This window comes from Geobacillus sp. YF-1, assembly GCF_052692335.1.
The window spans coordinates 2,634,744-2,651,558 of record NZ_CP199850.1; the positions used below are offsets into that span (position 1 = coordinate 2,634,744).

19 protein-coding genes, 1 riboswitch and 2 other annotated features (1 of these 22 cut by a window edge) are annotated in these 16,815 nt (G+C 54.2%); of the genes, 4 read left to right on the forward strand and 15 right to left on the reverse strand.

Features of this window, described 5'->3' with window-relative positions; translation table 11 throughout:
* The first annotated feature begins 349 nt into the window (after positions 1–349).
* A complete protein-coding gene (locus tag ACTVIM_RS13110) occupies positions 350–1,639 on the forward strand; it encodes an alkaline phosphatase (protein ID WP_033019416.1) in 1,290 nt (429 codons plus the stop codon).
* 327 nt (positions 1,640–1,966) lie between these two features.
* Here ACTVIM_RS13110 and crcB read toward each other — a convergent pair whose 3' ends face one another.
* The 3 genes from crcB to modA form a co-directional block, all read right to left on the reverse strand.
* A complete protein-coding gene (crcB, locus tag ACTVIM_RS13115; protein WP_033019418.1) occupies positions 1,967–2,317 on the reverse strand; it encodes a fluoride efflux transporter CrcB in 351 nt (116 codons plus the stop codon).
* On the reverse strand, positions 2,314–2,700 hold the full coding sequence (locus ACTVIM_RS13120; RefSeq protein WP_033019420.1) for a fluoride efflux transporter FluC: 387 nt from the start codon (positions 2,698–2,700) through the stop codon (positions 2,314–2,316). The genes crcB and ACTVIM_RS13120 overlap by 4 nt, the downstream gene beginning before the upstream one ends.
* A 46-nt stretch (positions 2,701–2,746) precedes the next feature.
* Positions 2,747–2,809: riboswitch (Fluoride riboswitch) on the reverse strand.
* Between the two features lie 449 nt (positions 2,810–3,258).
* Positions 3,259–4,050 (reverse strand): molybdate ABC transporter substrate-binding protein, encoded by a 792-nt coding sequence (gene modA, locus ACTVIM_RS13125; protein WP_445612844.1) that lies wholly within the window; start codon positions 4,048–4,050, stop codon positions 3,259–3,261.
* Between the two features lie 545 nt (positions 4,051–4,595).
* Between modA and ACTVIM_RS13130 the strand changes: the two genes are divergently transcribed.
* Positions 4,596–5,519, forward strand: a complete 924-nt coding sequence (locus ACTVIM_RS13130; RefSeq protein WP_339232767.1) for a helix-turn-helix transcriptional regulator — start codon at positions 4,596–4,598, stop codon at positions 5,517–5,519.
* A gap of 236 nt (positions 5,520–5,755) precedes the next feature.
* Here the strand turns inward: ACTVIM_RS13130 and pheT are convergent, their stop codons facing one another.
* The 6 genes from pheT to ACTVIM_RS13160 all read right to left on the reverse strand — a co-directional run bounded on the left by pheT (position 5,756) and on the right by ACTVIM_RS13160 (position 12,166).
* Entirely contained in the window at positions 5,756–8,170 is a 2,415-nt protein-coding gene (gene pheT / locus ACTVIM_RS13135; RefSeq protein ID WP_445612845.1) for a phenylalanine--tRNA ligase subunit beta, read from the reverse strand.
* Between the two features lie 21 nt (positions 8,171–8,191).
* Positions 8,192–9,226 (reverse strand): phenylalanine--tRNA ligase subunit alpha, encoded by a 1,035-nt coding sequence (pheS, locus tag ACTVIM_RS13140; protein ID WP_033019434.1) that lies wholly within the window; start codon positions 9,224–9,226, stop codon positions 8,192–8,194.
* A gap of 39 nt (positions 9,227–9,265) precedes the next feature.
* Positions 9,266–9,507: a binding site (T-box leader), on the reverse strand.
* A 54-nt stretch (positions 9,508–9,561) separates the two neighbouring features.
* Complete coding sequence (locus ACTVIM_RS13145) at positions 9,562–9,975, reverse strand: hypothetical protein (RefSeq protein ID WP_445612846.1); 414 nt, start codon at positions 9,973–9,975, stop codon at positions 9,562–9,564.
* A gap of 41 nt (positions 9,976–10,016) precedes the next feature.
* The gene (locus ACTVIM_RS13150; RefSeq protein WP_445612847.1) at positions 10,017–10,772 is read right to left on the reverse strand and encodes a TrmH family RNA methyltransferase; all 756 of its coding nucleotides are present in this window, start codon (positions 10,770–10,772) and stop codon (positions 10,017–10,019) included.
* Entirely contained in the window at positions 10,769–11,293 is a 525-nt protein-coding gene (gene msrA, locus ACTVIM_RS13155; protein WP_033019525.1) for a peptide-methionine (S)-S-oxide reductase MsrA, read from the reverse strand. Before msrA ends, ACTVIM_RS13150 begins: the two co-directional genes overlap by 4 nt.
* 129 nt (positions 11,294–11,422) lie before the next feature.
* Positions 11,423–12,166, reverse strand: a complete 744-nt coding sequence (locus ACTVIM_RS13160) for an HI0074 family nucleotidyltransferase substrate-binding subunit (RefSeq protein ID WP_033019440.1) — start codon at positions 12,164–12,166, stop codon at positions 11,423–11,425.
* Between the two features lie 140 nt (positions 12,167–12,306).
* Between ACTVIM_RS13160 and sspI the strand changes: the two genes are divergently transcribed.
* Positions 12,307–12,516, forward strand: a complete 210-nt coding sequence (sspI, locus tag ACTVIM_RS13165; RefSeq protein WP_033019442.1) for a small acid-soluble spore protein SspI — start codon at positions 12,307–12,309, stop codon at positions 12,514–12,516.
* A gap of 161 nt (positions 12,517–12,677) precedes the next feature.
* The gene (locus tag ACTVIM_RS13170; protein WP_445612848.1) at positions 12,678–13,205 is read left to right on the forward strand and encodes a hypothetical protein; all 528 of its coding nucleotides are present in this window, start codon (positions 12,678–12,680) and stop codon (positions 13,203–13,205) included.
* Positions 13,206–13,634: 429 nt separating this feature from the next.
* Here ACTVIM_RS13170 and ACTVIM_RS13175 read toward each other — a convergent pair whose 3' ends face one another.
* From ACTVIM_RS13175 to infC, 6 genes are all read right to left on the reverse strand, one after another.
* Entirely contained in the window at positions 13,635–14,720 is a 1,086-nt protein-coding gene (locus ACTVIM_RS13175; RefSeq protein WP_445612849.1) for a M42 family metallopeptidase, read from the reverse strand.
* An 88-nt stretch (positions 14,721–14,808) separates the two neighbouring features.
* Positions 14,809–15,294 (reverse strand): dUTP diphosphatase, encoded by a 486-nt coding sequence (locus ACTVIM_RS13180; protein ID WP_033019449.1) that lies wholly within the window; start codon positions 15,292–15,294, stop codon positions 14,809–14,811.
* Between the two features lie 15 nt (positions 15,295–15,309).
* Positions 15,310–15,561 (reverse strand): DUF1294 domain-containing protein, encoded by a 252-nt coding sequence (locus ACTVIM_RS13185; protein ID WP_445612850.1) that lies wholly within the window; start codon positions 15,559–15,561, stop codon positions 15,310–15,312.
* A gap of 64 nt (positions 15,562–15,625) precedes the next feature.
* Positions 15,626–15,985, reverse strand: a complete 360-nt coding sequence (gene rplT, locus ACTVIM_RS13190) for a 50S ribosomal protein L20 (protein WP_011887944.1) — start codon at positions 15,983–15,985, stop codon at positions 15,626–15,628.
* 25 nt (positions 15,986–16,010) lie between these two features.
* The gene (rpmI, locus tag ACTVIM_RS13195) at positions 16,011–16,211 is read right to left on the reverse strand and encodes a 50S ribosomal protein L35 (protein WP_025949458.1); all 201 of its coding nucleotides are present in this window, start codon (positions 16,209–16,211) and stop codon (positions 16,011–16,013) included.
* Positions 16,212–16,224: 13 nt separating this feature from the next.
* A complete protein-coding gene (gene infC, locus ACTVIM_RS13200; RefSeq protein ID WP_074044349.1) occupies positions 16,225–16,746 on the reverse strand; it encodes a translation initiation factor IF-3 in 522 nt (173 codons plus the stop codon).
* Between the two features lie 53 nt (positions 16,747–16,799).
* Positions 16,800–16,815 (reverse strand) — a sequence feature (ribosomal protein L20 leader region); it runs 120 nt beyond the window's last position.

A 16,815-nucleotide genomic window follows, 5' to 3' on the forward strand; every position in this document is an offset into this window, starting at 1 on the left:
TTCACCCCCAGTCGTTGTATCCATCTCGGATCGTCCATTTGGTTCAACAATTGAACTATTAATTAATGTATCAGGCTAAAGAAAAAAAGTCAATGAAAGAGGGCGATAAAAACCGCTGATTCCCTTCACTAATGGGAAAATGAATGAAAAACAGCACCGATGCAACAAGGTTTTTCTACTTGAGAAATGAGATGGTAAAGCCATATCGACGATTCACTCCACAGCCTCAAAGAGAAGGGGAACGTTGGGAACCATTCTTTACAAAACCGTTACATGGAATTCATCCCCATTTCATATGCCGCTTGTACAATCAAACTGACAAAATCATCTGAAAAGGGAGAGGAGAACGATGTTCCGAATGAAACGCCGCACGGCTTTGCTTATGGCCGGACTGAGCGCCGGGCTGACGCTGTATGCCGCCGGACAACAAACATGGGCGGCACCGGATCAGCTGGACAAGCCAGCCGGGTCACCGACAGTGAAAAATGTCATCCTTTTTGTCGGCGACGGCATGGGCACCGCCCATCGCGACGCAATCCGCTTGGCCACGAAAGGGATCACAGGAGAATTGGAAATGGACAACATGCCGTACAGCGGGCTCATCCATACGAACTCTGCCGATCCGAAATCGTTCATCACCGATTCCGCCGCGGCAGCGACAGCGATAGCGACGGGCGTCAAAACGTACAACGGCGCCATCGCGGTTGATTTGCAAGGAAAACCGGTGGAAACGATTCTCGAACAAGCGAAAAAAGCCGGAAAAGCGACCGGGCTCGTCACGACCTCCCAAGTGACAGACGCCACCCCAGCGGCGTTCGGCGCCCATACCGCCAAGCGCTCGGCGCAAAGCGATATTGCCAAACAGTACATCGAACAAACGAAAGTGGACGTCATATTGGGCGGCGGCGAAGACTACTGGTATCCGGCCGGACAGCCCGGTTATTATCCCGACCATCCCGCTGAAGATCCCGAAGAAGAAAGCAAAGGGACGCAAGGAAACTTAGTGGAGCGCGCCAAGCAGCTCGGCTATACGTACGTCCGCACCGCCGATGAGCTGAAACAGGCAGCGGGCCACAAGCTGCTTGGGCTGTTTGCCAACGAGGAGATGTTCCAACAACGCCCCGAAGGAGAAGGGGATGTGTACAATCCTGCCGTGCCGCTGCCCGATATGACAAAAAAAGCGCTTGACGTGCTGTCGCAAAATAAAAAAGGCTTTTTCCTCGTTGTTGAAGAAGAAGCCATTGATGAAATGAGCCATGAAAACAACGGACCGCTCATGATCAAAGCCGGCCAGCAGCTTGACGAAGCGGTCGCCGTGGCGAAACAGTACGCCAAGCGCCATCGGGATACGCTCGTCCTCGTGCTCGCCGACCATGAATGCGGCGGCTTGACGGTGGAAACGCCAGGCGGCACCGATGAGTCAGGAGACGGCAAAACGATTTCTGGCGAAGACGGTCCCTTTTCCATCGCTCATTCTTCACAAACGTTCGCCTTGGACTGGACGACCACCGGCCACACCGCCGCCGATGTGCCGCTGACTGCCATGGGGCCGGGAGCGGAACGGTTTGTCGGCGTTTATGAAAATACGCGTATTCATGACATTCTCGAACAAGTATTGTTTGCGAAAACTAGAAGATAACGCCGTCTCCCTTTCGCTCGTTTCCCCGCTCGTTCCTTGCTTGTGGACAGAGCGGGGAAGATTTTTGGATCCACCCAACCGCGCTTCTTCGCCCATGCGCCGTTGCGTTTGCCCCTATCTTCCGCGCCGGCCCGAACCGAAGAACAAGACCGCGCCGCTTTTCCTCTGGTGGCTCATCGATCGACAGGCGCTGCCCATTTGCCCTAGTGCCAGCCAAACGGCAAGCGCGGCGGAAAAAGGCTTCCAAGCTGACGTTCCTGTCTCATTGTCCTTGCTGCCAATCAAACGGTAAGCAATGGAAAAAAGCTTTAAGCTGATGTTTCTGCCTTATCGCCCTAGCTGCCAGCCAACCCATGCCAGCAGGATCCCGCACGAGTAAGTGACCGCCACATAACCGATCACCTTCGCCCATTGGCGTTGCTGCATCATTTGCACGCTTTCCCATTTGAACGTGGAAAACGTCGTGAACGCGCCCATAAAACCGGTGCCGATCAGTAGCTTTTCAGCATCGGCGGCGCCGCTTCCAGCCAGCCAACCGAGCAAAAACGAGCCAAGCAAGTTCACAATGAGCGTGCCGAGCGGGAAGCGCGGCGAGCGCCGGGCGCCCCAGCGGCTGACGGCGTAACGGCAGATGGCGCCAAAAAAACCACCGATCATCACCCATAGCGGTGCCATCATCGGGCCATTTCCCCCTTTCGCTTTGGCTGGGCGGCAGCGGAGCCCGCCCATGCCGCGGTTAGACCGCCGAACAAACTGGCGGCGATATAACCAGCGGCCATGCCCCATCGCCCTTGTTCCAGCAATTCGATACACTCGACGCTAAGGGTAGAAAACGTCGTATACGAGCCAACAAAACCGCTCGTCACCGCCGTTTGTAGCCATGGCGGCCACGCCGGGCGGCGGGTGAATGTGACCGTGAGCCAGCTGAGCAAAAACGAGCCTGTCCAGTTGATGAAAAGCGTCGCAAACGGAAAGCCATGGGCGGCGGGAACAAGCAAACCGAGCCCATAACGGACAAGCGCGCCGATCATGCCGGCGATACCGACGGCGAGATAGACCAATCAGACCCCCTCCTTCCGAAAAATGAACAGACTCCTGCCGCTTCCATTCGCAGCAGGAGTCATCAGCCGGAAACCGGCGGTTATGGCGAACTCCATCGCCTATGAAGTTCAGTTTTTCTTCATTGTACCATATGTCTTGGTTCGCTGTGAAGACCGACCTAGGAGACCGGTGATTTAAGCGGACAAGCCGCTGATCAAGCCCGTTTCTCAAATCGAAAAGCCTCGTCGCATCAGGATCACCTTTCAAACGATCCGCCATTGCTCAAAAGAAACAACCGTTTTTCACCAGCCTTCTAGAAGGCTGGTGATTTACTCGCGCAACCGCTTCTTCGGATCGTTTCTCAAGTAGAAAAAATTTGCTGCATCAGCCTCTATGCTCACGCGTTCCATCGCCGATTAAGGCAAACAGCAGTTTTTCACCAACCTTCTAGAAAGATGAGGAGGAAAGCCGGCATGTTGCTTCCCCGCATCATTTCTCACATAGACCCTTGTAGCGTCGGTGCTGCTTTTCCCACCTTCCCGATCGATGGAGGGAAACAGTAGGCTTTCCCGCGCTTTCTACCGGGCGCGGCGGAACCCGTGTTGTTCGAAAGTGTGGAGCGCCTGTTCACTCGTCAAATAAGAGTAAAACTCCCGTGCCTCCTTGAGATGTTTGCTCGTTTTGACCACACCGAGCGGGTAGACGATCGGACCGTGCATACGGCTTGGCACCGCGGCGGCGATGTTGACGTTGTCGGACACGAGCGCATCCGTCCGATACACAAAGCCGGCGTCGACGTTGCCGGTTTCCACGTAGGTCAGCACTTGGCGCACGTCTTTCGCGTAGACGAGCTTCGGTTTGACTTGCTTCCACAGCCCAGCCTGCTCTAGCGTTTGTTTCGCGTACATGCCGGCCGGCACCGACTCCGGAATGCCAATCGCCACCCGTTTGGCGCGGATCAGGTCACCGAGCGACCGAATCGCTTCTTCTCCTTGTTTTGGAACGATGAGCACCAGCTCGTTGGCGAGCACCGTTTTTTCGTGCTCGGAATCGATCAGCCCTTCTTGTTTCAGCTTCACAAACGGCTCGACCGCGGCGGAAAAAAAGAGATCGACCGGCGCCCCTTCAGAAATTTGTTTTTGCAAAGCGCCCGATGCGCCAAAATTATAGTGAATGCGGATGTTCGGGTGCTTTCGTTCAAACGCCGTTTTCGCTTCTCCCAGCGCTTCTTGCAGACTGGCCGCGGCCGAAACAATCAGCTCTGTTTGGTCCGCTGATTCCATTCGCTCGGCGCGTTCTTTTCGATCGCCGCCGCAGCCATACAAACCGAACAACAAAAACACCGCGATGAGCCATGCCATGTTTCGCATTTGCATCCCCCTTATCTTCGCCTAGAAGGTTGGTGATGGAAGGAAACAGACCGCCTATCAGCCTTGTTTCTCAAATAGAAAAGCTCTGTCGCATCGGGAGCATCTTTCGCAAGCTCCCCCCATCGTCCAAATGGAACAACCGTTTTTCACCAGTCTTCTAGGAGGCTGGTGATTTAAGGGAGCAAGCCGCTTGTCAGGTCCATTCTTCCAATAGAAAAGCCTCGTCGCATCAGGAGCGCCTTTCAAACGATCCCCCATTGCTCAACAGAAACAACCGTTTTTTACCAGCCTTCTAGAAAGATCAGTGATTTCAGCAAAAAATCAGCGTAAACCTGGCCTTTCGCCAAAATTGAGAAACCTTGCAAAATCCACTTTATTTTCCTTACTAGAACGGCTGTTGGTTTCATCCCCCTCATCTTTCATCAACCTTCCAAAACTATTATATCTAATTATATCTAATTATTATTAATGATAACTAGTTATAAAAGAAAACTTTTTTCACTTCCCTCTCTTTACGCTACAATAAAAGAAAGGGGGATTGTCGAATGACGGAACCGCGGTCCTACACGATTGAAGAAATCGCTTCCTTACTAAAGGTGTCCAAACTAACGGTGTACGACTTAGTAAAAAAAGGGAAATTGCCTGCCTTTCGTGTCGGGCGGCAAATGCGGGTCACCGCGGACGATCTCGAGCGGTACATCGCCGGGCAAAAAGGGGAGGTAGCCGCCACTCCCCCTGCCGTCTTGCGTCCGACCGAAACCGCTCTTCGCCCTGTCATTATCAGCGGCCAAGATGTAGCGCTCGATTTGCTTGGGGCTCATCTCGACAAAAGCGGCCGTTATCGATCGCTTCGCACCTATACGAGCAGCCTCAACGGGTTAATCGCGCTGTACAAAGGGCAAGGGGACATCGTCAGCGTGCATTTATTTGACGGGGAAACAGGCGAGTACAACCGCCCGTATGTCGAAAAACTGCTGACTGGGCATGCGTACATCATGGTGAACGTAATGCGCCGGCTCATTGGATTTTACGTGCAAAGAGGAAATCCGCGCGGCATTCAAACGTGGAGCGACTTGGGAAGGAACGATGTCACGATCGTCAACCGAGAAAAAGGAGCGGGGGCGCGTGTGCTTCTAGATGAACAGCTGCGCCGGCATGGGCTATCTCCTTCCGCTGTCCACGGGTATGAACGGGAAGAAACGAGCCACGTAAGCGTGGCTTCCGCAGTGGCGGCGGGCTTGGCGGATGTTGGCATCGGCACGGAAAAAGTGGCACGGATGGGCGGCGTTGAGTTTATTCCGCTCGTGAATGAGCAATATGATGTTGTCATGCTGCGGACCGCCGAGAACGAGCCGCTCATCGCCGCTGTCTTGAACGTGCTTCGCTCCGATTCGTTCCGCACCGAACTCGAGGCGCTTGGCGGATACGATGTGTCGCAAACCGGGCGCATCATCGCCGAGCGCAGCTGACCGAACGGCCGCCCCGTGTCGTCGATTTAGCCCTTTTTTGACCGATACGCTGTTTTTTGACTATCCAAAGCTCGTCTTCCCAATGTCCAGATGCGATGAAGAACGGCAACATGAACAGCGGCGTTGGATTCGCTAGGTGATGAGCCTCCCCTCTCTTTTCCTGACGTTTGCTGGCATACACGTCAAAACAAAACTGGCCCGAAAAGCAAATTCGCTTTTTGGGCCAGTTTTTCCTATCACCCGCGCAACACAGCGCCAAACTGCTCTTCGACCGCGGCAAGCACTCGCTCATGAACGGCCGTGACTTCTTCATCGGTGAGCGTCCGCTCCGGATCATAGTAGCGGAGCGAGAAGGCGAGCGATTTTTTCCCGGCCGGCAGACGGTCACCTTGGTAGACGTCAAAGAGGGCGACGTCTTTCAGCAGCGGCTTCCCGGCTTCTTCGATCGCTTGTTTGAGGGCGCCGGCTTCGATGTTGTCATCGACAACTAAAGCGATGTCGCGCACAACCGACGGGAAGCGCGGAATCGGTTCGTAGCGGATCGCTTCGCTTTCCGCGTTCAACAGCTCGGACAAGGCGAGTTCAAAGACGTACGTCTCTTTCAAATCGTACTCTTTTTGCACCGCCGGATGGAGCTGGCCGACAAAGCCGATCACCGTTCCGTCAAGCGCGATCTCGGCCGTCCGCCCCGGATGCAAATCGGCGCGCTTCGCCGGGCGGTAGCTGATGCGATCAGACAGCCCAAGCAGGTCGAACAAGCCGTCAAGCACGCCTTTTGTAACATAGAAATCGGCCGCTTTTTTCTCCCCTTGCCAAAGGTGAGCATGCCATAAGCCGGTGATGACGCCGGCGAGCCGCTCGTTTTCCGCTGGCTGAACGTTTTCCCCGCGCGACAAATAGACGGAGCCGATTTCGTACAAGGCGACGTTCTCGACTTGGCGGGCGCGGTTGTAGCTCGCCGCTTCAAGCAGATGCGGAATCAAGCTTTGCCGCAAAACGCTCCGCTCCTCGCTCATCGGCAGCGCCAAGCGGATTGGTTCGGCGGTCTCCAAAGCAAAACGCGCCGCTTTGTCCGGGCTCGTCAATGAATACGTGATCGCTTGGAACAAGCCGGCTCCTTCCAAATAGCGGCGGACGCGGCGGCGCTTCGCCTGGTACGGCGTGAGCCCGCCCGGTTTTGCCTCGGCCACCGGCAACGTCGCCGGCAAATGGTCGTAGCCGTACAAGCGGGCGACTTCCTCGATGATATCTTCTTCGATGGCAATGTCACGGCGGCGCGATGGGACATGAACGGTGAACGTTCCGGTGTCTTCGGTGAACGGAAATTGCAAGTTCGCCAAAATCGCGGCCACTTCCTCTTTCGACATCGCCGTGCCGAGGACGCCGTTGATCCGTTCAAGCGTGACCGTCACGACCACCGGCTCTTCTTTCCATGTGCTGGCTTCGACGATGCCGCCGACGACCTCACCGCCGGCGTATTCGGTCATCAACGCCGCGGCGCGTTCAAGCGCTTCTTTCGTCCGCGCCGGATCGATCCCTTTTTCAAAGCGGGTGCTCGCCTCGCTACGCAGCCCGTGGTCTTTCACCGCCTGGCGGATGACCGGGCTCGCAAAATACGCCGCTTCGATGAACACTGTTTTCGTGTCGTCACGCACTTCCGAATTGGCCCCGCCCATTACGCCGGCTAAGGCGACCGGCTCGCGGCCGTTCGTGATGACGAGATGATTGTCGGTCAGCTTCCGTTCGACATCGTCAAGCGTCACGATCGTTTCGCCTTCGTTCGCACGGCGGACGACGATCTCCTTCGAACCGAGGCGGTCGTAGTCAAACGCGTGCAGCGGCTGGCCGTACTCAAGCAAAATATAGTTCGTAATGTCGACGACGTTGTTGTGCGGGCGAATGCCGGCGGCCATCAAGCGCGCCTGCATCCAAAGCGGCGACGGGCCGATCCGGACGTTTTTCACGATCCGCCCGGCGTACAGCGGATTGTCTTCCGGCGCCTCGACGCGGACAGAAATGTAGTCATGGATCATTTCATCGTTTTCTTTGACCACCGCTTCCGGCAGCTTCACCGCGCGGCCGAGAATGGCGGCCACTTCATAGGCGACGCCGATCATGCTTAAGCAGTCAGCGCGGTTGGGCGTTAACGAGAGTTCGAGCACTTCATCGTGCAAGCCGAGCCATTCCAGCGCATCGGCGCCGACCGGCGCGTCGCTCGGGAAGACGAAAATGCCGTCGGCGTATGCTTTCGGCACGACTTTCGTTTCGATACCGAGCTCTTGGAGCGAACAAATCATGCCGTTTGACTCTTCGCCGCGCAGCTTCGCCCGTTTGATTTTAAAATGGCCCGGCAGCACCGCCCCGACTTTGGCGACAGCGACGTTTTGCCCTTTGGCGACGTTCGGGGCGCCGCAAATGATTTGCACCGGCTCTCCTTCGCCAAGATCGACAAGACACTTTCGCAGTTTGTCGGCGTTCGGATGCGGCTCGCATTCGAGCACGTGACCGATGACGATTCCTTTCATTCCCCGGTCAAGCGCTTCGACCCGCTCGACTTCAATGCCGCTTTTGGTGATGCGCTCCGCGAGCTCTTTGGCAGTGATGCCGGTCAAATCGACATACTCGCTTAGCCAACGGTAAGACACGAGCATTTAGAACCCCTCCTTTTTCTGCTATACACGCAAAAATTGCCGCAAGAAACGTAGATCGTTTTGATAAAAATGACGGATGTCATCAATGCCATACTTCAGCATCGCGATCCGCTCCGGCCCCATGCCGAACGCAAAGCCGGTGTACGTTTTCGAATCAAAGCCAGCCATCTCAAGCACGTTCGGATGCACCATGCCGGCGCCTAAAATTTCGATCCAGCCCGTGCCTTTGCAGACGCTGCAGCCGTGCCCTTCGCAGCGGAAGCAGGACACGTCGACCTCGACCGACGGCTCCGTAAACGGGAAAAAGCTCGGCCGGAAGCGGATGTCGCGCCCTTCCCCGAACAGCTTGCGGGCGAATTCGCGCAGCGTCCCTTTCAAGTCGCTCATCCGGATGTGGCGGTCCACCACCAAACCTTCAATTTGTGTAAACTGGTGCGAATGGGTCGCATCGTCGGTGTCGCGGCGGTACACTTTGCCCGGGCAAATGATTTTCACCGGGCCGCGCCCGCGGTGCTTCTCCATCGTCCGCGCTTGCATCGGCGATGTATGGGTGCGAAGCAAAATCTCTTCGGTGATGTAAAACGAATCTTGCATGTCACGGGCCGGGTGGCCTTTTGGCAAATTGAGGGCTTCAAAGTTGTAGTAGTCGGTCTCGACTTCCGGCCCTTCAGCGATCGTGTAGCCCATGCCGATAAACAAGTCTTCGATTTCCTCGATCACACGCGTCAGCGGATGCGCATTGCCAAGCCGCACCGGCCGGCCCGGCAGCGTCACATCGATCGCTTCGGCCGCCAGTTTTCGTTCGATTTCTTCTTCTTCCAGTTTCGTTTGTTTCGCCTCAAGCGCCTGTTGAATCGCCTCTCTCACTTCGTTGGCCAGCGCGCCGAGTTTCGGGCGTTCCTCCGGCGGCAGCGCCCCCATGCCGCGCAGCACTTCGGTAATCGGCCCTTTTTTGCCTAAGTAGGCGACGCGCACCTCATTGAGCGCTTTTAAATCGCCAGCTTGGTCAATTTTGGCAAGCGCTTCTCGCTCGAGTTCATGCAACCGTTCTTTCACGCCTATCCCTCCTCGTTTCAAATAAAAAAACCCGCCCCAGTAAGGGACGAGTTGTTGCTCGCGGTACCACCCTTGTTAACAGCACCAATGAAGACGCGCTGTTCGCTTCCTTGCCATAACGGCCAAAAGCCGGACCACCTTTACATCCCGCGTTGGGATGGTCCCGGTGTCAACTCGGGAGGTGAACTTCACTTGCGTCGGCCATAAAAACGCTCCCAGTCTATGGCGTTTTCTCCCTGGATGGCGAGCAGCAAGCTACTTTTCTCCGTCATCGTTGTTATCGGTATGGGAAATGTCGCTATTCATTATACGCAAATGGGCAGGCAAAGGCAAGGTCAGGCCGAGATTTCTTTGCGCAGCTCATCGATTTCCGCTTCCTGTTCAATCGAGCGGATCGCAAGGCGCTCCATAATTTTTTCCTGCCGCACTTGCCCTTCCTTGAGCGCGGCAACATCTTTTTTAACCCCTACCATGTCTTTTTTCATGGCATCCATGTCTTTTTTCATGGCGTCCATGTCTTTTTTCATGGCATCCATGTCTTTTTTCATGGCGTCCATGTCTTTTTTCATGGCGTCCATGTCTTTTTTCATGGCGTCCACATCACGTTGCAGGCGATCGACTTTGTCTTCAAGTTGCTTCACGCTTCCTTGCAGCTTGACGATATCGATGCGCATTTGTTCGATGTAGGCCCCTTGAACGTCAAGGCGCTCAAGCACCGCGTTCAACAGCGCCCGAAGTTCGTCATCCATACGCCTCCGCTCCCTTTTCCGATTGATTTTCAAATTTTATTTTACCGCACCGCCCGCAAAGAATAAAGCAAAATTCCGGCCGCCACCGCGACGTTGAGCGACTCCGCCTGGCCGTAAAGCGGGATGCAGACGTTTTCTGTCGTCATCTCGAGCAGCTCGCGCCGGACGCCGCTTCCTTCGTTGCCGACAAGCAAGGCGAACGAAGACGACGGACGAACGGTGCGGTAATCGGCGGCGTTCTCCAAGGCGGTGCCGTATACCGAAATGCCTTGCTTTTGGAAACGCGCGATCCACTGCGCCAGATCGCCTTTGACAACCGGAAGGTGAAACAGCGATCCTTGCGTCGCACGGACGACTTTCGGGTTGTACAAATCGGCGCATCCTTCCCCTAAAATGACCGCATCAATGCCGGCCGCATCAGCCGTGCGAATCATCGTGCCGAGATTGCCGGGGTCTTGCACGGCGTCAATGAGCAGCGCCGTGTTCACATCGCCAAGCTCGGCCGCGGCTTGCCGGCAGACAGCCATGATCCCTTGCGGTGTTTCCGTGCTGCTGATCGCCTTCATCACCGCTTCCGTTACGATCACCACCGGCACATCGCTGACGTTCCATCCCGGCGGAATGGCGGCACGCTCGTCCACAATCAGCTCGACAAGCGGCGCTTGGCTTTTTAGCGCCTCTTCGATGAGATGGAATCCTTCGAGCAAAAACCACCCGGTTTCGTCGCGCCCTTTTTTCGTCAGCAACTTTTTCCATTGCTTCACGCGCGCGTTTTTTGGCGATTCGATCCACTTCACCGCTTCGCCCCCCAATGTTTGGCGATAAATTCGTCGCGACCGGAAGCGGCCCGGTCTTGCTTGTAATGGTCCGGATTTTTCTTATGGTAGTTTTGATGGTACTCTTCCGCCGGATAAAACGTCGTGGCCGGCAAAATTTTCGTCACGATCGGCTTCGAGAAGCGCCCGCTTTCTTCCAACGCCCGCTTCGACTGCTCAGCGAGCTGGCGCTGTCTTTCGTTATGGTAAAAAATCGCCGTCCGGTATTGCGGACCGCGGTCGTGAAACTGGCCGCCGTCATCGGTCGGATCGATTTGGCACCAATACAGCTCCAAAAGCCGCTCATATGGGAACACGTCCGGGTCAAACGTGATTTGCACCGCCTCGTAATGGCCGGTCGTCCCGGTTTTCACTTGCTCATACGTCGGATTTTCGACATGCCCGCCCGTATAGCCGGAGACGATGCCGTAAATGCCGTCGAGTTCTTCAAACGGCGTCACCATGCACCAAAAGCAGCCGCCGGCGAATGTCGCTTTTTCCATTTCGGTCGTCACCTCATGCGTCAAGTTTCTTCTTTTGATTATAGCAAACGGTGTACAATTGTCATCTTTCACGCCCAAAGCCAAGTTCCTTCACAAAGCCAGACGCGTTCCGTTCCGCACGCCAGCCGCTCATGTCTCCGAGTCAAGCCGTTGTTTCATTTCGGCAAGCAAGCGGTCAAACAGCGGGATATAGTCGGTGCGAATGCGTTCATAAATATCCATCGCCGTTTCTTCATCATACGTATGGGACGTCCGGTTGCGGTCTTCCAGCATGCGAAGCCATGTCTCTCCGTCTTCAATCAACCCTTCCCGAAACGCCTCGCGAATCGTTTTTCTTGGGCTCGTCACTTCGGAGTATCCTTGGTACTCCAAATAAAGTTTCATCCATTTCCACGCCAGTTCGTATGTGAATTCAAACCGTTGAATGGTCGCATCGACAACAAGGTCATCTGTTTGCGCGTCTCTTGCGGCGCTTTGCCGGAGTTTGGCGAGCGCCCGTTCGAAATCGTAACATCGATCCATCAGCCGGCTCATTGTAACCATCACCTTTCCCCGCTCATTCGTTTGGAAAATCGTCTTCCCTTCCTTGTCAATCGCTGTTTTTAACCGCTCGTTGCCGATCTCATCATAATCAATCAGATCGATTCGATAAATGATGGGCAATTCATCCAAATCTGATTGCAAGCGGTGCAACAACTCGTTTGATTTTCTAAATTTGATGGCTATATCAATATCCGATGTTTTCTTATCATCGCCTCTCGCCCTTGAACCAAACAAAATCACTTCTTCAACGGCATCGGCGTAGCGCTGAAACAGATGAATCAGCTGGCGAAACACCGCTCGCTCGAATCCGTATCTCGTTTGAGCCGCCATCCTCTCTTCCCTCGTTTCCAAGATCGTTGCCTTCATTATACCATAGTCTGGCAAGCGCAACGACTTCGACCGCCGATGCATAAATCCGCCGCCAGTGGCAAACGATAACGATGTACCATACGAATAACGAGGTGAGACAGATGGATTTGAACTTGCGGAAAGCCATTATGCACAATGTCGCCAACAATTCCAAAGACCAACTTGAAAACACGATTGAAGACGCGATCCAACGCGGTGAGGAAAAATATTTGCCCGGCCTCGGCGTCCTGTTTGAAGCCATTTGGACGCACGCCACCGAGCAGCAAAAAGACATGATGCTCACGACACTCGAGCAGGCGGTGAAACAATAACCGCCTGCTTTTTTCATGACGGAACGTCTCAGACATCAAGTTCCTCATGAATGATGACAGAAATCGTTTCCTCCCCCTATTTACCAACTAAATAAATAACTGGAATGACGACAAGAAGTTATGATAAAATAGATAAGAGAATACAGAAAGGGGAGATTATTTTGAAAAGGTGGACAACCATTGTTCTTTTCATGCTTTTGCTTTTCGTTCCGCTTCGCGTATCCGGTGCCGGTTCATCCGCTCTGACGGAAGCGGTAAACAAGCAGTTTCAAGACACGCTGACTTACTACAAAAATGGTTCTGTCCAAATCCTCGACAGCATGACCACATCAACGGAAGTAACCGAAAACGACACGAAAACGACAAAAACCGTGAAAGTCGTGCTCGCTCAAGGGAGCGAGATCCGAGACAACCTGTTCGTTTTTGATACCAAACAAATTTTCTATTACGACGCTGATAGCCAAAAGCTGCTGGATTCCGCTTCCCTTTCCAAAAATGAGGACATCAAGCAATTTGAGAAAAAGCATAAAGGGGAACTAGGCAAAAAGTTGAGCCCGCTCTCCTTTACCGTTCTGCTCGTTGCTTTGCTGCTGACCATCACGTTTCCGCCGCTTGTGGCCATTTGGTTCTACGGCGATGCTTCGGTCTCGCATCGCTATACATCCAAAGCGGTGAGCATGAAAGCTTGATCTTGGCAGCGGTAATGGATACCGTCAACCATTTGTGTAATGTAATGGAGTAGGGGTTCTCGGAAATGGATTTGGAATGAATAGGGAGGGAACGAGTTTCCTCCACACAGGGGACTGAACGTTCAGTCTTCTGCGTGGAAAGAGACATAGGTAAGGTTCTTCTTTCTCTACGATTTTTGGTCCAATCAGAGAATACCCTACCTTTTTCTTTTGGGCTAGCAAAATGCTTTACACAAAATTTTATACATCATCGCCAAATGCTTGACAAAAAATGTTAAAAAAAGCGGGGGATTGATGATGTTTTCCGACATGAGGGAACTATACCCTATTTATTCACCGGCCTTCTGGGGCCGGCTGCGTCCATCAGCGCCCTGCCGTCTGCCCCACCGCAATATCAAAAAACACCGGCCGCTTGGGCCGGTGTTTCCATTAGTCAAACGTCAGTTGCTTCACTTTGTCGGCATCAAGCCGTTTGATCACTTCGACAAGCAGCTTGACCGTGTTTTCGTAGTCGTCGCGGTGCAAAATGGCGGCGTGTGAATGGATGTAGCGCGTCGGGATGGCGATCGTCAGCGACGGAACACCGCTGCCGGTTAAGTGGATCGCCCCCGCGTCCGTGCCGCCGCCCGGCATGGCGTCAAAATGATACGGAATGTCGAGCTCTTCGGCCACCTCGATGACAAACTCACGCAAGCCGCGGTGCGACACCATCGTCGCATCGTACAAGACGATGTGCGGACCGGCGCCGAGTTTGCCCATCGCTTCTTTTTCCGACACCCCCGGCGTGTCGCCAGCCACGCCGACGTCAACCGCAAAGGCGATGTCCGGCTGAATGAATTGGGCCGCCGTGCGCGCGCCGCGCAAGCCGACTTCTTCCTGCACCGTGCCAACGCCGTATACCGTGTTCGGATGGTCGACGCCCTTCAGCTGCTTGAGCACATCGATGGCGACCGCACAGCCGATCCGGTTGTCCCACGCTTTGGCCAGCAGCATTTTTTCATTGTTCAATACCGTGAATTCAAAATACGGCACGATCATATCGCCCGGGCGGACGCCCCATTCCATGGCTTCCTCGCGGCTCGTCGCGCCGATGTCGATGAACATGTCTTTGATGTCGACCGGTTTTTTGAGCGCTTCCGGCGGCAAAATGTGCGGCGGCTTCGAACCGATGACGCCGGTGATGTCGCCTTTTTTCGTCACAATCGTCACACGCTGGGCGAGCATCACTTGGCTCCACCAGCCGCCGAGCGTCTGAAAGCGGATGAACCCTTTGTCATCGATTTGCGTCACCATGAAGCCGACTTCGTCCAAATGGCCGGCGATCATCACTTTCGGTCCGCCGGATTTCCCTTCTTTTTTGGCGATCAAGCTGCCGAGCCCATCGGTGGTCACGTCATCGGCATAAGGAGCTATGTACGTTTTCATCACCTCGCGCGCTTCCCGTTCGTTGCCGGGCACGCCTTTGGCATCGGTCAGCGCTTTCAACATCGTCAACGTTTCGTCCAATTTCGCCATCTTGACACCCCTTTCCGGTTTTGTCCACTTTTTTATTATACTTCTAACGGTTGGCAATGTTCAATCATTCGCCCTTCGAAAAAATCAATTAATATCGTTCATTTTGCCGTTGGTGGTTCACTTCGTTTTTCCGGCGATACGCGGCGGCCACCGCCTCGGACGAAAAACCGAGCGTCACGCCGAGACGCCAATATTCCGTGAACAGCACATCATAATCTTCAGGCGCTTTCGTCTCCCCAAACCGATCAGCGTGGCGAAACACGGTGAGAAACTGTTCGACAGGCAGCCGCTCAGCCGCCGGGATCTCTCTCTTTTCATAGAAAAATCCGCATTCCAGTCCGAGCGATAATAGAAAATGCAAACCATCCACATACTCCTCGAGCACCCGCTCCATCGGCGCCGGCGGCTTCACGCTCCAAAACTTAAAACAGCGCGTCTCGTTCGCCAGCTCGCCGAGTTCAACGAGAAAGGCGAGCATCTTTCGGCTGAACAAGTTTTCCTGCACGAGACCGTGCTCCGCTTCAATCCGTTCATCCAACGTCCTCTGCATGTCGTAAAGCAAGGTCCAGTTCATTCTCTCCTCCCCTTTCTATTCGATCCACTGCCAATACACTATCAATTCTGCCGCCGCCAACAGCGGCAAGCCGTATCGAAATCGGCGATGGCGCGTTTTGTGGCGAAACGTATACATGCCCATCATGGCTCCGAAAGCGCCGCCCACCCACGCCAGCAGCCAAAGCGTCTGCTCAGCGATGCGGAACCGATGGCGTCTCGCCTTATATTTGTCAAGCCCCATGGCAAAAAAAGCGAGAAGATTGACGGCTATGGCATATTGTATCATATGGTCCCTCCTTTACTCCATTTTCAATAAAAACGGCCATCCTAGTCGAGGATGGCCATCGTTGTTACTTATTCAAATTTGCCTTCGCCAAGTCAGCGAGCTGGGCAAACGCCGCTTGGTCATTGACTGCCAAGTCGGCGAGCATTTTCCGGTTGACTTCAACGCCGGCCAGTTTCAAGCCGTGCATGAGGCGGCTGTAAGACAGGCCGTTTTGGCGGGCGGCCGCGTTGATGCGGGCGATCCACAATTTGCGGAAGTCGCGCTTCCGTTGACGGCGGTCGCGATACGCATACATGAGCGATTTCATCACTTGCTGGTTCGCGACTCGATATAACGCGTGTTTCGCGCCGAAATATCCTTTGGCAAGCTTTAATACTTTTTTGCGACGTCTGCGCGTCACTGGTCCACCTTTTACGCGTGGCATAATCGTTCCCTCCTATAGTCGGTCATTATTTCAAGTTGTCGAGCATTTGGCGGATGCGCTTAAAGTCGCCAGGCGAGACGAGCGTCGCTTTGCGCAGCTGGCGTTTTTGTTTTTTCGTTTTATTGGCAAACAAGTGGCTCGTATACGCATGACCGCGTTTTAATTTGCCGCTCGCCGTTTTTTTGAACCGTTTCGCCGAGCCGCGGTGAGTTTTCATTTTAGGCATCCCTAGTTCCTCCTTACTTGTTGTCGTTTTTCGGTGCCAGCACTAAAAACATGTTGCGCCCGTCCATTTTCGGCGCCGTTTCGACGACCGCAATGTCGGCGCACGCTTCGGAGAAGCGGTCAAGGACGCGCTGCCCGATTTCTTTATGGGTGATGGCCCGCCCTTTGAAGCGGATCGTCGCCTTCACCTTATCGCCTTTTTCGAGAAACTTGCGCGCGTTGCGCAGCTTCGTGTTGAAATCGTGCTCCTCGATCGTCGGGCTGAGGCGCACTTCTTTCACATTGATGACTTTTTGCTTTTTGCGCGCTTCTTTTTCTTTCTTTTGCTGCTCGAAGCGGAATTTGCCGTAATCCATGATCCGGCAAACGGGCGGTTTGGCGTTTGGCGCGACAAGGACAAGGTCCAAGTTGCGTCTTGCCGCGATCTCGAGCGCTTCCTGCTTCGACTTGATGCCGAGCTGTTCGCCGTTTTGGTCGATCAAGCGCACTTCCCGGGCACGAATTTGTTCGTTGATGATAAAATCTTTGCTAATAATGAGCCACCTCCAAGGTTTTTTCCGACTGGCTTGTTTGCCGGCAGAGCTCCGCCCCCAGCAAAAAAGCGC